Source organism: Pseudarthrobacter sp. efr-133-R2A-89, from assembly GCF_030209315.1.
GTDB lineage: Bacteria > Actinomycetota > Actinomycetes > Actinomycetales > Micrococcaceae > Arthrobacter.
In genome coordinates this window covers 36423-50830 of record NZ_JARVSE010000001.1, presented here as the reverse complement: position 1 = coordinate 50830, position 14408 = coordinate 36423, and the positions used below count along the sequence as shown (strand labels likewise).

The following is a 14408-nucleotide window of genomic DNA, read 5'->3' as shown; positions in this document are numbered from 1 at the left end:
CAATGACGTCTGAAAAGACACAAGGGCACCAAGCCCCTGCGCATTCGCTGCGGTCCAGCAGCAGGTTCGCGCAACTCACCCGGCGTTCCATGCTGGGCCTGGGCGGGCTCGCCGTGGCTGGGGCCACTGTGGGCGCCTGGCCCCGACTTACCGGCGCCGACATTCCGGGCCGCGGAAGCAAGGCCCTGAACATCGCCATTCTGGGAACGGCCGCGGATGCGGCGGGACGCCAGGGCCTGATCGAGGCTTTCACCGCCGCCCACCCCGACATCCCAGTGCGGCTGCAGGCGATTCAGGGTGCGGACTGGAAGGACTTCTTTTCCAAGATCCTGACCATGGTGGCCGCGGGCACGCCCCCGGATGTGGTCTATGTCGCCACCGAAGGCGCGCAGTTGTTCGCCGACAAGCTGGCCGAGCCTCTGGATGGATACGTCCGCCGGGACGCCGCGGCGATGAGCGATTACTTTGACGACGTTCATCCGAGCCTGCTGGAAGCTTTCATGTACCAGGGAAGCCTGTACCAGCTTCCCCTGGACTGGAACGCTGCGAACATGTACCTGAATACCACCACCTTCGCTCAGGCCGGCCTTGACCGGCCAAGCGACGACTGGACCAAGGACGACTTCAGCTCCACCCTAAGGGCCCTGCGTAAAGCCCGCCCCTCCGATTTCACCCCGTACTACTGGACCAACCGGCTATTCGGCGGGGTGGTCCCGTGGCTTTACGCCAATGACACCAGCTTCCTGTCCGAAACGAAGGCGCCCGGCGGGGACTGGCTTTGGGACCGCTTCTACCCCACCGACCCTGCCCGCGGCACCCGTGGTGGCGGGTACCAGTGGCTGGCCCCCAACGCCGAGGACGGGCGGGTGGTCGAGACCTTCGACTATCTGCGTGAACTGGTAGCCGAAGGACTCGGCGTGCGGCCGGAATCCGGGGGCGGCAACGCCCTGGTGGGCCTGTTCGGCAACAACCGCATCGGCACGACGCCGGCCGGCGGCTATTGGGCGCAGGGCCTGCACGAGGCGGGGATGACCGCCGATCAGTTCGACGTGCAGTTCTTCCCGCGGTGGCGGACCCAGCGGCACCAGTTCGGTGCTGCCGGCTACGCGATCATGCGCACCGCGAAAGACAAGGACGCGGCCTGGGAATGGGTGAAGTTCTGCTCCAGCCGCGAAGCGATGCAGCTGGCCATTCCCAAACCGAACACCACCCCCACACGCCGTTCGATGGTCAACGAGTCCTTCTACGCCGCCACCGGGCCGCGGCACTGGAAGGTCTTCTACGACACCCTGGACCGGTTCCCCACCTCCGGTCCGATCCCCGCCCCGCCGCAGCAGGCGGCCGTCGAAACTGCCCTGATGAAGAACGTCTCCACCGCGGTCAGCGGCAGCTCCGCCGATGTACGGACAGCGATGGGCAACCTTCAACGTGACCTCGAACTGGCCCTGAGGAGGAATTCATGACCACCACGTCCACCGTCCCGCGGCCAACAGTGAAGCCACCGGCCGTGCGCCGGTCCTTTGTCGAGCGGTGGCTGGCAAGGATTTTCCTTGCTCCTACGGTGATCGGGATGGCCCTTTTCACCTTTTTGCCGATCATTGCTTCGCTGGTCCTGGCTTTCTTCCGCTGGGACATCATTTCAGCGCCGCAGTTCGTCGGGTTCGCCAATTTCGCCTCACTGGCACAGGACCCCACCGTCCGCGTGTCCTTCCTGAACACCATCGGATTTGTCATAGTCGCGGTAGTCCTTCAACTGGGCATCGCCCTTGGCCTGGCCGCCATGCTTCAGGCCAGGATGCCGTCCTGGCTGATGGTATTCCTCCGTTCCACCTTCTTTTTTCCCCTGGTCCTGTCCGCCGCGTCGGTGTCCATCTTCATGCGGTACATGTTCAACGAACAATTCGGCGTGGTGAATTGGCTCCTGTCACTCGTCGGGATCCCCGCTGTGCCGTGGCTGACAAGCCCCGCGGCGTCCGCCGCCGTCGTCGTCCTTGTCTACGTGTGGCAGAACTTCGGGTTCTCTTTCCTGCTCTTCCTCGGCGCCCTCACCAATATCCCGAAAGAACTGCATGAAGCAGCGAACCTGGATGGCGCCACGGGCTGGAAACAGTTCAGCAACGTGACCCTTCCGCTGATCAGCCCCACGGTGCTCGTGGCCTCCGTCATGGCCATCATCAGCGCCCTGCAGGTCTTCGACCAGCCCTATGTCCTGACCAACGGCGGCCCCGGCGACTCCACCCGGACCGCTGTCATGGTCATCTTCGAATCCGCCTTCCAGCAACTGGAGTTCGGCAAAGCCTCGGCCATCGGCCTGGTACTCACCGTGCTGATCCTTGCCGTCACCGCCCTGCAATTCCGCCTTAGCCGCCGCTTCGTCTTCTACCAGTGAGGTCCGCAATGTCCGGCCAGACCCTGCACAGCGGGACCGACTTGCCTTCCGGTTCCACCGCCGAACCGTCCGCCACCCGTACGCCCCGCCGCTTGCCCGCAGCCGGCACTGTCGGCAGATACGCCGCCTTGGCCGTGGCAGCGGCGCTGACCCTCGGCCCTGTCCTGTGGACCTTGTCCACGTCGCTGCGAACGCCGTCGGAATCGTTCAACCTGCCGCCCTCCTTCCTGCCCATCAACCCTGACTTCACGGCCTACCAGGAAGTGTTCAAGCAGATCAACGTCGGCCTCCTGGTCCTGAACAGCGCCCTGGTGACCGGCCTGATCGCACTTGGCCAGATGGCGTCGGCCACCCTGGCCGGCTACGCCTTCGCCCGCCTGGACTTCCGCGGCAAGAACGCCATCTTCTCGCTGGTGCTGGCCACCATGATGGTCCCGGTCCAGGTCACCATCGTCCCGGTGTTCATGCTGATCCGTGGAATGGGCCTGTCCGACACCCTGCTGGCCCTGATCCTGCCGGCTATTCCCACAGCATTCGGCACCTTCCTGATGCGCCAGTACTTCCTGGGCCTGCCGAACGACTTCGCCGAAGCAGCCGCCCTGGACGGTGCCGGGCCGTGGCGGATCTTCCGTTCGGTCTACGTCCCCCTGGCGGTCCCCGGCATGGCGATCGTCGGGATCCTCGCCTTCAACTTCCATTGGAACGAGTTCTTCCGGCCACTGATCCTCACCATCAGCGAACAGAATTTCACCCTTCCCCTCGGCCTGGTCACGCTCCAGGGCAACCTCGGCACCGGGAGCATCTCGGTGGTCCTCGCCGGCGTGATCCTGTCCATGCTGCCGGCACTGGTCGTGTTCATCTTCGGCCAACGAACCCTGCGAGAAGGCCTCACCGCCGGCGCCAGCAAATAGCGGCGCTGCAGGAAAGAAACACGCCCACGCAGTGGGGTGCATCATCTCGGGACGGCACGGCGAGCACCGCGGCGGCCCGGCCACAGCAATCGACAGAACCCTCAGAGCGACGAGAATCAAGCTCCGTCTAGACGCTATAGGCACGCGGAGCTCCTCGTTTAGCTCCATCACTGGCGTCCTCACCTTGCCCGCCGCTGGTCGGCACGCGGGGCGCGCTTCGACGACGGCGCTGAGGAGAAGGCCGCCGCCAAAGTTCCGTCTGCGCCCGGCTGGCTTAGTCGACCAAGGAAAGCCTGTACAGGACCACCTGATCGGGGTGGATTCGTGGTGAGGCGACGCCCACCTTTTCCAGTGAACTGCCTGCGAACACAGCGCCCGGAAAAGTCACGTCGTCCTGGACGGTCGCCCGCAGGGACGTCCGCGCAATGGGCACTCCGGCGGACGTTGGTTGGCCCCACCATTCCGGCGGCACCAGCCCGGATGGGGTGGGTCCGGTAAAGACCGGCGCCACCTTATACCTCGCTGTCGGGTCGAGTCCGCGGAAGCGGAGGCGCCCGGCCGGGTCCGGGTAGAGGCTGTCCAAGGCGGCTTGCGCGAACATCGCTTCCGAGCGATCCGGACTGACGACTCCATGAATAAGCACCTGGGAATCGGGGCCGTCTATGCGGATCACGTCGCCGGTGAGCAGCAGTGCACGTTCGTGTTTGTAGAAGGAGATCCACCGGCGCAGGTGGTCGAGTTCCTCGTCGGTGGCGATGGTAAGGTCCCATTCAACACCGAGGTGCCCGAAGACGGCGGTGCCGGCGCGGAACGCAAGGTCGTGTTGGCGGCCGGTGGTGTGGGAACGGCCTGATGCAATGTGTGATCCCAGGTATTCGGGTGGCAACAGCTGCGTGGTCCAGCGGAGCATTGTCTGCCGGTCGTGGGGGTCGATGTTGTCAGACACCCAGACCCTGTCAGTGTGCTCGAGTACGCCGAGGTCTATGCGCGCTCCTCCCGAGGAGCATGATTCAATCTCCAGGTCGGGGTGTTCCGAACGGATCTCCTCCAGCAGCGCATAGAACGCCAGGGTCTGCCGGTGAACACCCGGGCGGCCACCCTCCAGCTGGTTTCCGGCCTCAATGAGGTCCCGGTTGTGGTCCCATTTGATGTAGTCCAGCTTGTATTCGGCGAGGAGCGCGAGGATCTGCTTCTTGACGTGCTCGTATGCCCCTGGGATTCCGAGGTTGAGGACCTGCTGGTTGCGTGATTCCATGGGCCAGTCGGAGCGGGCCGCCATGATCCATTCCGGGTGGTCGCGGGCAACGTCACTGTCCGGGTTGACCATCTCGGGTTCGAACCATAGTCCGAACTGCATTCCAAGTGCGTGGACGCGGTCCACCAGCGGGTGGAGCCCGGCCGGCCACACGTCCGGGGAGACGACCCAGTCCCCCAATCCCGAGGTGTCGTCGCGCCTCGAACCGAACCAGCCGTCGTCGAGCACGAAGCGCTCAACGCCTGCGGCGGCTGCATGTTCCGCCAGGTCGAGGAGTTTTTCTTCTTCGTGGTCGAAGTAGACGGCTTCCCACACGTTCAGGGTCACGGGGCGATCGGCGGAGACCGGAGAAGTGCGGCTCCGCACATGGGCATGGAAACGCTTGGCGACGGCGTCAAGGCCTGTCCCGTAGGAGGCGTAAACCCAGGGGCTCTGATAGGTATCTCCAGGGTCCAGCCGGACCTCGCCTGGAAGAAGCAGTTCGCCGCCACCGAGCAGCTGGTCGCCAAAGAAGCGCTCCGTATAATGCCGGTGGTTTCCGCTCCAGGCCGTGTGCACCGCCCAGATCTCGCCGTGGCCGAATCCGAATCCGGGAGTTCCGGCGTGGAGGATGAAGGCGCTGTCAGACCCGGTCCGGCCCTTTCGGTTCTCACGCAGGTGCGTCCCTGTGCGCAGGGTTCCGCGCTGTGGAACCCGTTCAAAGTTGTGGCTGCCCGCGAAATCGAGCAGTTCCGTTGCCTCAGCGGGAACCGGGAAGGCCACGGAGACCTCGTCGACCGCATACGTTTTCTCGTGCAAATTGGTCAGTTTCGCCCGGGTGCGCATCAGGCCGCCGGGAAGCAGGTCCAATGTCAGGTCAAGGCGTAACCGTTGCGCGTCGTCGATTGCGCCGACCAGCACGCGGCCTGCTCCGGCGGGTGCGAACCCGGTCACTGGTGCGCCATCGAGGGCCACGGTGTGTACCTTGAATTTCGGTGACCAGCCCACACCGTCGAAGGACCCGCGTAGTCCTGGGCGCCCCATCCAGCCTGAGTCCTGTCCGGGCAGGAGACCGGGCCGGGGCGGGACGCCGATGGTACTCGACCCTGTGACGGGCGTACTGGCGCCCACCAGTGTCCGGGCCTCTTCGGCAGTCAGCACCGGCAGTTGTTCGCCCCAGTGCACGATAGCGGGCAATTGGCCGTCCGTGGCGTCCACGACCACGGACACTCCACCTGCTGTCAGGTGCAGGATCGCTCCAGGGTGGCGGGCGGGCATGGAAGTCCTCATGGGTTCTTGGGCGACGGGACGATGGCCAGGGCTCCCCGTTCGGGATCCCAGTGCACCGGCAAGGGGTCGGACACGAGGCCGTCGAACGTTCCGTCGCTGTTGGCGTCATGGCAGGCCATCATGAACCATTGTCCGGACCGGTCCTGGACCAGCTTTCCGCTGTAGAGCGGCGCGGTGGTGACGACAGCGGCGGATGCAATGTCGAAGGGACCACTGGGGTGGCGGGTTTCGAGGCTCCAGATGCCGCCGCCGTCGAACCCTGCCGCTTTCCCGGCGGAGAGTGTCTCCGCGCCGCACGAGAACAAGAGGAGATGCCTGCCGTCAAGCACCAGGGTCTGGGGAACTTCGAGGTGCCCGAAGCCGGCGCCGGGACGGCTCAGGGGTGGCCTGACTTCCCAGGAGGAGAGATCGGGTGAGACTGCGTGTCCGATGACGCCTCGGTTGTCATCGTCACCTTCATTCGTGCGGGCGGTGATCAGCATGTGCCAGCCGTCGCCGTCCGGGTCGGCGAAGACCCAGGGGTCCCGCCATGCCTCTTCCGGCCAGCTGCTGTCCCCGTATCGTTCGTACCAGCGGCCGTCAGGTTCGATGACGACGGCGGGTTGCTTGGTCCAGGTGTAAAGGTCCGGGGACGTTGCAACACCGATGGCTTCGATGTTGTGGGTGTCGTAGAAGCGGGCGCCGGTGTAGAACATCCGCCACAGCCCGTCCGGGCCCTGGACCACGCTGCCCGTCCATGTGGAGGTTGCGTCGAATGCCTTCGGATCATCTGGCTGCAGGACCACGCCTTGGGGCTCCCATGTGACAAGGTCCTTTGAGGTGGCGTGCCCGATCCGGGCATTGCGGTGCCGCAGTGCCGGGTCTCCCAGGCTCTTGGGGGCGTGGAGGTAGTACATGTGGAAGGTGGCGCCGTCGTCGGCGATCCAGAAGTCCCATACCCATGAGTCTTTGAGGCTGAAGGCCAAGGTAATGCATCCGTTCTGTTCGTTGGGGAGGGCCGGTTGAGTCGACGCGGAGCGTCAGCCCTTGATGGCGGAGCTGCTGATACTGGCGACGAACCATCGCTGGAAGATCAGGAAGACCGCCAGGACCGGGACGATAAACATCGTGCCGAAGGCAAGCACCTGGCCCCATTCGGGAGGCTGCTGGTTTTGGAAGATGCTTATCGCCAGCGGCAGTGGCCGGACGGTCGGGTCTGAGACCATCAGGACTGGCCACAGGTACGACCCCCACTGGGCGAGGAACGTCAGGATGGCCACTGTGGCGAATGCCGGCTTGGTGATGGGGATGATGACTTGGAAGAACGTCCTGAAAGGCCCGGCTCCGTCCAGCCTCGCGGCCTCTTCGATTTCGCCTGGGACATCCAGGAAAAACGTGTAGAAGAGGAAAATCGAGAACGCGTTGGCTATGAACGGGATCGCCTGGATGATGACAGTGTCCCGCTGTCCCGAAAACATGTAGTACAAGGGAAGAGCGACGGCTTCGAACGGGATGATGGTCAGGATGATCACCAGCAGGAACAGTACCTTCTTGCCGCCCCATTTCATCCTCGCGAACGAGTAGGCCGCCATGGAGTTCACGATCAGGCTGCCGGCAACCACGGCCGTGGTGACGATGATCGAAACAAGCGCGAACTGGACGAAGTGGCCGGTGGCATCTGAACTGAGGTGGTCGAAAACGCCGGCGTAGTTGGCGAAGGACAAGTTGGTTGGCAGGAAGCCGCTCAGGCCGCTCAGAACCTCCGAGGATGGCCGGAAGCTGCCAACAATCAGGTAGTAGACGGGCAGGAAGAAGAACAGCGCGACAACCGTCAGGATCAGGTAATGGAGTGCGGTTTGCCAGCGACGGGTGCGTTTCACGCTGCTGGATCGCCGGGTCCGCTCCATAGTCTTGGACATCGTCATCAGACCCCTCCCCGCTGGCGCACGGCGGCGCGTTGGATGATTGCGATCACGGTGATGATCAGCATGAAGATGACAGTCATGGCAGCGGCTTGGCCCACGTTGTTGTTATCGAATCCTGTGTTGATGATTTGCGTCATGACGGTCTCGGTGGAACCACGGTCAACGCTGCCGGAACGGCTCAGCAGGTAGACCTGGTCGAACAGCCTGAACGAAAAGATGGTGGTGATGAGTGCAACGAAGATCAGGGTGTTGCGTATGCCGGGAACAGTGACGTTCAAGAACTGCTGCCACTTGCTTGCCCTGTCCAGCGATGCGGCTTCGTAGAGTTCGGCAGGAACGCTCTGCAGGGCCGCCAGGACAATGATCATTTGGAAACTTACGCTCTGCCAGATCGACATGACAATGATGGAACCGAGCGCTGTGGAGGGGCTCCCGAGCCAGTCGTGGCTGGACAACGCGCCGCCACTGATCAGCCCCAGGATGGAGTTCAGGAGCCCCTCGTCGCCGCGGGAGTAGATGAGCCGCCAGATCACGGCGGTAAGTGCCAGCGGAAAGACCAACGGCATGAAGATGAAAGTCCTGAAGACCACCATGCCACGCAGCTTGCGGTTGACCAGGACCGCCAGGGCCAAGGCCAGGACCGTCTGCACCGGAACAACAATGACGGCGAAGGTGAAGTTGTTCAGCAGTGCATGGCCGAAGGCTGCGGACAGGTCAGGGTCGGTAAACAGGCGCGTGTACTGTTCAAATCCTACGAACCGTGCGGGCCGCGGGCTGTTAAGCTGCACCCGGTAGAAGGACAGGACGATCGCGAGCACAAACGGCGCCACGAGGAAGATGGCAAGGCCGATCAGGGCGGGGCTGGCGAACAGTGGACCCGCGAACCGGTGGCCGGTAAGACTGCCGGATGACTTTCGCTTGGCCGGCGCCGCTGCGGGGGCCGGGATATTTCGGGTTTCAGTGGTCATGATGGAGGCTTTCGCTGGGAGCGAGTCCGCCGCGTCCGGCCACCCCGAAATGGGGCGGCCGGACTGCTGCGGAGGTCTATTTCTTATATCCGTCGTTGTCGGCGAAGTTCTGGTCGATGGCACGGGCTGCGGCGCTCAAGGCTTCCTTGGCGTCCTTGCCCGCGTAGATGGCGGCTTCTGCTTTACCGACCTGGTCCGTCACGATGGGGTAGCCGGCGGTCACCGGCCGTGTGACGCTGACACACGTTTCGGTGATCTGGTCTTCGGGACCGCAGGCCTTGCTCAGCTGGTCGCCCAGCAACTGCAGCTGCTTGCCGGGACCGTAGAGGCTCGAAGCTGCCAAAGCCGTTTTGGTCGCCGGGGGAGCTCCGTTGGCGTCGGTGTAGATGCGGACGCTTTCGTCGGACATCAGGAAGTCCAGGAACTTCCCGGACGCGGCGCCGTTCTTGGTGGAGGCGCCCATGCCCCACGCGAAAGTACCCGACGCAGTCTTGGTTCCCTTCCCGAAATTAGGCAAAGGAATTGACACCAGATCGCTGCCCAGGGCTTTGTAGGTGGGATACGTCCAGTGACCAACCCAACTCAGCGCAACCCGGCCGTTCGGGAACGCCTGGCCGTCAGCATTCGGATCCGTGTATTTTTTCCACGATGCGAACTTCGTCAGTGACTTGACGTTGGCATCGGAATCCAACGCCCCGGCTGCCTTGTTGTCCTTGAGCATCGTGCCACCGCCTGACCAGATGACCGGCCCGGCAGAACAGCACGTTCCCCACTCCCCGGCGAAGCCATACTGTTCAGACAGGTCCAGCGGCTTTCCCCCTGGGACGACGGCGGCGAGCTTATCCAGGACCCCGGTGAACTCCTCAGCTGTCCAAGCCTTCTCCGGCGTGGTCGGGTACGCGACGCCCGCAGCATCAAGGAGTTTCTTATTGCCCCACAGGGCGAGGCCTGCATTCATCATGCCGACGCCATAGACGGCGCCGTCCACAGTGTTCTGCGCCTTGATGGAATCCGTCTGATTGGACAGTGACTCTTGGGAGACGGAGCCCGTCAAGGGTGCCATCTTGCCGTTGTATACGAAACTGGCCAATGTGGGCCCGTCGAAGTCGAGTACATCGGGCAGGTCGCCCGGGGCCGCCGAGTTGACCGCCTTGGTGTACTGGTCCGAAGGAAACAGCTTGAGATTTACCTTGATCTTGTTCTGCGACGTTTCGAAGTTGGCGATGATCTTCTTCAACGCGTCATTCTCGGCCGCCTGGCCATCTACGGCCCAGACGTTAATCGTGCCCTCACCGGACCCCGCCTGGACGGATGCGCCGGCGTTGCCGGCATCCGGTCCACCGCAGCCGGCCAATGTCAGTGCCGCCACGGAAACTGCAGCCGTGGCTGCAATGATCCGTACCTCGCGACGGGACTTTGAAATGGTCATCATCATTGATTCCTCTGGAAAATGTGGAACATATGGAAGCGTTTCGATGCCTGGATATCGTCAGGCGGGGCGTGAGAAGGGTCACTTCCCTCTGCTGAAAATGAAGTCTACGCGGGTAGACTACAGTCCGCAAGAGACAAGTTTTTTCCCTCAAAATAGATGGATTTTGTTCTTTGTTACTGAGTCCACCCGGGTAGACTCAATCCAACAATGAGGTGAAAGGTGTTCCTGATGGCAAGCATGCAAATAGGTTCCGGAAAGGTCACACGGACTGACGTTGCCCGATATGCGGGCGTCAGCACCGCCGTCGTCAGTTATGTGATCAATGGCGGACCCAAGCCGGTTGCGGCTGCCACAGCGGAACGCGTCCGGGAAGCCATCAGGGCACTCCAGTACCAGCCCAACGCAACCGCCCGCGCCCTGACCATGGGCTCCGCCCGCCTGCTGGGGATTATTGTCCCGGACAGCACCAACCCGTACTTCGCCGAACTGACGGATACCATCGCACAGGCGGCGGCAGCCCGCGGCTACGCCCTCCTCACGGCAAACTCCCGGACCGACGCCGAGACCGAGCGACAGAATACGGTCAATCTCGTATCCCGCCAGGTTGACGCGATCATCCTCGCAACTGTCCTGCCACCGAGCGAGGTCGCGGCAATGCAGGTCCAGGGCATTCGCCGCGTGCTTATCGACCAGTCCAGCATCGTCCATGGCATACCAATCATCAGCACCGACTTTGAGCAGGGAGCCACCATCGGCGTTAAGCACCTGATCGGTCACGGGCATCAAGACATCGGCATATTGGTGGGCAGGGATATTGACCCTACGCGCCCGGACCCGCGGCAGAATGGCTGGAAAAAGGCCCTCGCCGACGCAGGCCTGCCGGAGGGGCCGGCCGAACTCACCGACTTCACCCGCCAGGGCGGATATGAAGCAACCCGCCGCCTGTTGGCACTGCCGAAACCGCCCACAGCGATCTTCGCAAGCTCCGATCTTCTTGCTGTGGGCGCACTGCGGGCCATTCACGAAGCCAACCTGTCCATACCGGACGATATTGCCGTTGTTTCGTTCGATGGGACATCTGAATCGGAATTCAGCTGGCCGCAGCTGACCACCGTGCGCCAGCCCATCGACCGGATTGCCGATCGGGTCCTTGCGGCCGCCTTGTCCACGGAAGAACCCGCCGGCGGGATCGAGCTACTCACCACTGAGCTCATTGTTCGCAGATCGTGCGGCTGCTGACCCTGGAGCCCAGGTAGCTTTCCCGCAGTTTCCTTCGTTTCTTGTCCATTTGATTCTCATGGGAATATATCCTGAGCGCACTCAGTTATGAGTGTAGTCACCAAGTTAAGGACGCATTAGCTGGCCTTAGCGTCCACGGCGGCCTTACACCGGCCGGGCGGGGTGACGCTCTGATACATCGAAACGCGAAGGACTAACCAGTGACCCTTTCCGCATTGTGGCAACCACTGAGCCTTGGCATCACTGAAGGCACACAGCCATCGGCAGACGGACAGGGCTACGCCAACACGCCGGGGATCTACACACCTGAGCACGAGGTGGGCTGGCGAAGCGTCACCGAAGCAGTCCATGCCCGCGGCGGGGCGGTGTTCATCCAACTCATGCATGCGGGCCGCATGTCCCACCCCGACAACACCCCTCACCACCGTCAGCCCCTGGCGCCCTCGGCGATCTCCGCAGGCCAGGATATTCTCACGCCGACTGGACCCCAGAAGACGCCGAGACCCAGGGCGTTGAGCGTGGAAGAAATCCATGCCACCGTGGCTGACTTCCGCCACGCGGCAGCATCGGCCATCGCCGCCGGCGCCGACGGAGTTGAAATCCATGGAGCGAACGGATATCTCCTCCACCAGTTCCTCTCCCCCAAGGCAAACCACCGCACCGACGCGTACGGCGGATCAATAGCAAACCGGTCGAGGTTCGTGATCGAACTCACCCAGGCCCTGGCCGATGAAATCGGCGCCGACAGAGTGGGTATCCGCCTCTCCCCCGCCATGCCACTGGGTGGAATCAACGAGGGCGACACCGACATGGTGCGCGCCCAGTACCGGCACCTGGTAGCCGAGCTCGCGACCCTGAACCTGGCATACCTGCACCTTCACCATGCAGGCGACGACGAACTGCTCCGCTCCCTCAAGAACATATGGCCGACGGCGGTGCTCGTCGTCCGCTACGGACGCAACCGCGAGCAGATAGCCGACGACGTTGCGGCCGGCCTTGCGGACGTGGCCCCATTGGGCCGTTTCGCACTGGCCAATCCCGACATCGTTGAGCGCCTGCGCTCAAACGCTCCGTTGAATCCGGTCGATCCCAGCACCCTTTACGGTGGCGGCGCAGCCGGGTACACCGACTATCCGGCCCTTGCCAACGCCTAACCCCACACCATTCAAGCCAACCGGCACGGATGAACATCAACACAAGAAAGTCACGAAATGAACTCGCTTAATGGAGCAGTCGTCCTCGTCACCGGCGCGAACGGCGGCATCGGAACCCACTTCGTCCACGGCGTCCTCGCCCGGGGCGCCAGCAAGGTCTACGCCACCGCCCGCACCCCCCGCACCTGGGAGGACGAACGCATCGTCCCACTGACCCTCGACATCACCGACCCGGCCTCAATACGGGCGGCCGTCGAGGCTGCGGGCGATGTCACAGTACTGATCAACAACGCTGGAGCATCCGTGACAACCCCCGGCATCCTAAGCCACACCGACGCCGAGATCCGGACCAATGTGGAGACAAACTTCCTCGGCCCGCTCTTCCTCGCCCGCGCGTTCGCGCCGATCCTGGCAGCGAAGGGGAATTCCGCGATCATCGATATCCACTCCGCCATGAGCTGGTACGCCGTCGGCGGCATCTACAGCGCCACAAAGGCCGCCCTCTGGTCTGCCACCAACTCGTTGCGCCTGGAACTCGCACCGGAAGGGGTGCACGTGGTCGGAGTCCACGTGGGCTACGTCGATACTGCGATGGCCGCGCACTCCACCGACCCCAAGATGGATCCGGCCGATCTGGTCAGCGCGGTGTTGGATGCTGTCGAAGCTGGCGAGTACGAGGTCCTCGCCGACGAGACGTCCGTGCAACTCAAGGCCGGCCTCAGCGCCCCCATCGAAGCGCTCTATCCCCAACTTGCGTCCGGGAAGTCTTAGTAGTTGATGCGCCGTGGTGATGGGCACCATCGCCACGGCGCATCTTTGAATGCTTGACTTTTAACTGAGCATACTCATAATTGATTGCAGTCACCTAAAGAAGGAGCGTTGCGGCATGCGGGCATTCGTCATCACCAAATACAAGGAAGCCCTCCACGAAGCCGAGGTCGCCGAGCCTGTCGTCGGCGGACGGGACGTGCTGGTCCAGGTGCAGGCCGCCGGCCTGAACCAACTCGACGAGAAGATCCGCCTTGGGGAGTTCAAGCAGATCCTTCCCTACAAACTCCAGCTGATCCTTGGCAACGACGTCGCGGGGACCGTGCTGCAAGTCGGGTCAAAGGTCACGGGATTCAAGCCCGGAGACGAGGTCTACGCCCGTCCACACCAGGATCGCATCGGGACGTTCGCCGAACGCATTGCCGTCGCGGAGGAAGACCTTGCACTCAAGCCCATGTCCGCCAGCATGGCGGAGGCAGGCTCGCTCCCCCTGGTAGCCCTCACAGCATGGCAGGCGCTTGTGGAGCGTGGCCATGTCAAGCCAGGACAGAAAGTCCTCATTCACGCCGGCGCAGGCGGAGTCGGTTCCATCGCCATCCAGCTCGCCAAACATCTCGGCGCGACCGTTGCAACCACAGCCAGCAGCTCCAACGCCAGGTTCGTGCGGGACCTCGGTGCTGACATCGTTATCGACTACCGCACCGAGGATTTTGAGCAGCTTCTGAGCGGATACGACCTGGTGCTCGACAGCCTCGGAGGGCAGAATCTGCAGAAATCACTGCGCATCCTCAAGCCAGGCGGAAAAGCGATCGGAATTGCAGGCCCGCCCGATCCGGCCTTCGCCCACGAAGCCGGCCTCAACCCCTTGCTGCGCCTGGCAATCACCGGGCTCAGCAGTAAAATTCGGAGGCAAGCCAGGAAGCTCGGCGTCAGCTACGAATTCCTCTTCATGCGCGCCAACGGAAACCAGCTGCGGCAGATCAGCAAACTGGTGGACGCTGGAGTATTGCGCCCCGTCGTCGGGAAAGTGTCCCCCTTCGACCAGGCGCCGGAGGCACTGGAATCCCTCGCAGCGGGAGGCTTCCGGGGCAAAGCAGTGCTCACCCTCACCACGTGACC

General features: G+C 63.0%; 12 protein-coding genes. 7 read left to right on the top strand and 5 right to left on the bottom strand.

The genetic code is table 11. The features are described 5' to 3' along the window. Window positions 1-2: 2 nt before the first annotated feature. Genes QRM95_RS00250 through QRM95_RS00240 form a run of 3 tightly spaced genes read left to right on the top strand, consistent with a single transcriptional unit; the run spans window position 3 to window position 3300 of the window. A complete protein-coding gene (locus tag QRM95_RS00250; RefSeq protein WP_285245932.1) occupies window positions 3-1463 on the top strand; it encodes an extracellular solute-binding protein in 1461 nt (486 codons plus the stop codon). Further along, window positions 1460-2389, top strand: a complete 930-nt coding sequence (locus tag QRM95_RS00245; protein WP_285245931.1) for a carbohydrate ABC transporter permease — start codon at window positions 1460-1462, stop codon at window positions 2387-2389. Before QRM95_RS00250 ends, QRM95_RS00245 begins: the two co-directional genes overlap by 4 nt. 8 nt (window positions 2390-2397) lie before the next feature. Next, complete coding sequence (locus tag QRM95_RS00240; protein WP_285245930.1) at window positions 2398-3300, top strand: carbohydrate ABC transporter permease; 903 nt, start codon at window positions 2398-2400, stop codon at window positions 3298-3300. 274 nt (window positions 3301-3574) lie between these two features. Here the strand turns inward: QRM95_RS00240 and QRM95_RS00235 are convergent, their stop codons facing one another. From QRM95_RS00235 to QRM95_RS00215, 5 genes are all read right to left on the bottom strand, one after another. Further along, the gene (locus QRM95_RS00235; protein ID WP_285245929.1) at window positions 3575-5824 is read right to left on the bottom strand and encodes an alpha-galactosidase; all 2250 of its coding nucleotides are present in this window, start codon (window positions 5822-5824) and stop codon (window positions 3575-3577) included. Continuing rightward, window positions 5821-6789: a family 43 glycosylhydrolase gene (locus QRM95_RS00230; RefSeq protein ID WP_285245928.1), complete on the bottom strand. Its 969-nt coding sequence runs from the start codon at window positions 6787-6789 to the stop codon at window positions 5821-5823. The genes QRM95_RS00235 and QRM95_RS00230 overlap by 4 nt, the downstream gene beginning before the upstream one ends. 54 nt (window positions 6790-6843) lie before the next feature. Continuing rightward, the gene (locus tag QRM95_RS00225) at window positions 6844-7728 is read right to left on the bottom strand and encodes a carbohydrate ABC transporter permease (protein ID WP_285245927.1); all 885 of its coding nucleotides are present in this window, start codon (window positions 7726-7728) and stop codon (window positions 6844-6846) included. Continuing rightward, complete coding sequence (locus tag QRM95_RS00220; protein ID WP_285245926.1) at window positions 7728-8696, bottom strand: carbohydrate ABC transporter permease; 969 nt, start codon at window positions 8694-8696, stop codon at window positions 7728-7730. Before QRM95_RS00220 ends, QRM95_RS00225 begins: the two co-directional genes overlap by 1 nt. A gap of 76 nt (window positions 8697-8772) precedes the next feature. Continuing rightward, window positions 8773-10128: an extracellular solute-binding protein gene (locus tag QRM95_RS00215; RefSeq protein ID WP_285245925.1), complete on the bottom strand. Its 1356-nt coding sequence runs from the start codon at window positions 10126-10128 to the stop codon at window positions 8773-8775. 228 nt (window positions 10129-10356) lie between these two features. Between QRM95_RS00215 and QRM95_RS00210 the strand changes: the two genes are divergently transcribed. From QRM95_RS00210 to QRM95_RS00195, 4 genes are all read left to right on the top strand, one after another. Then, on the top strand, window positions 10357-11367 hold the full coding sequence (locus tag QRM95_RS00210; RefSeq protein WP_285245924.1) for a LacI family DNA-binding transcriptional regulator: 1011 nt from the start codon (window positions 10357-10359) through the stop codon (window positions 11365-11367). 200 nt (window positions 11368-11567) lie between these two features. After that, entirely contained in the window at window positions 11568-12521 is a 954-nt protein-coding gene (locus QRM95_RS00205) for an oxidoreductase (RefSeq protein WP_285245923.1), read from the top strand. 57 nt (window positions 12522-12578) lie between these two features. Beyond that, the gene (locus QRM95_RS00200) at window positions 12579-13292 is read left to right on the top strand and encodes an SDR family oxidoreductase (protein WP_018763822.1); all 714 of its coding nucleotides are present in this window, start codon (window positions 12579-12581) and stop codon (window positions 13290-13292) included. Window positions 13293-13407: 115 nt separating this feature from the next. Continuing rightward, window positions 13408-14406 carry an NADP-dependent oxidoreductase gene (locus tag QRM95_RS00195; RefSeq protein WP_285245922.1) on the top strand — a complete coding sequence of 333 codons (999 nt, stop codon included), beginning with the start codon at window positions 13408-13410 and terminating at the stop codon, window positions 14404-14406. Window positions 14407-14408 lie beyond the last annotated feature (2 nt).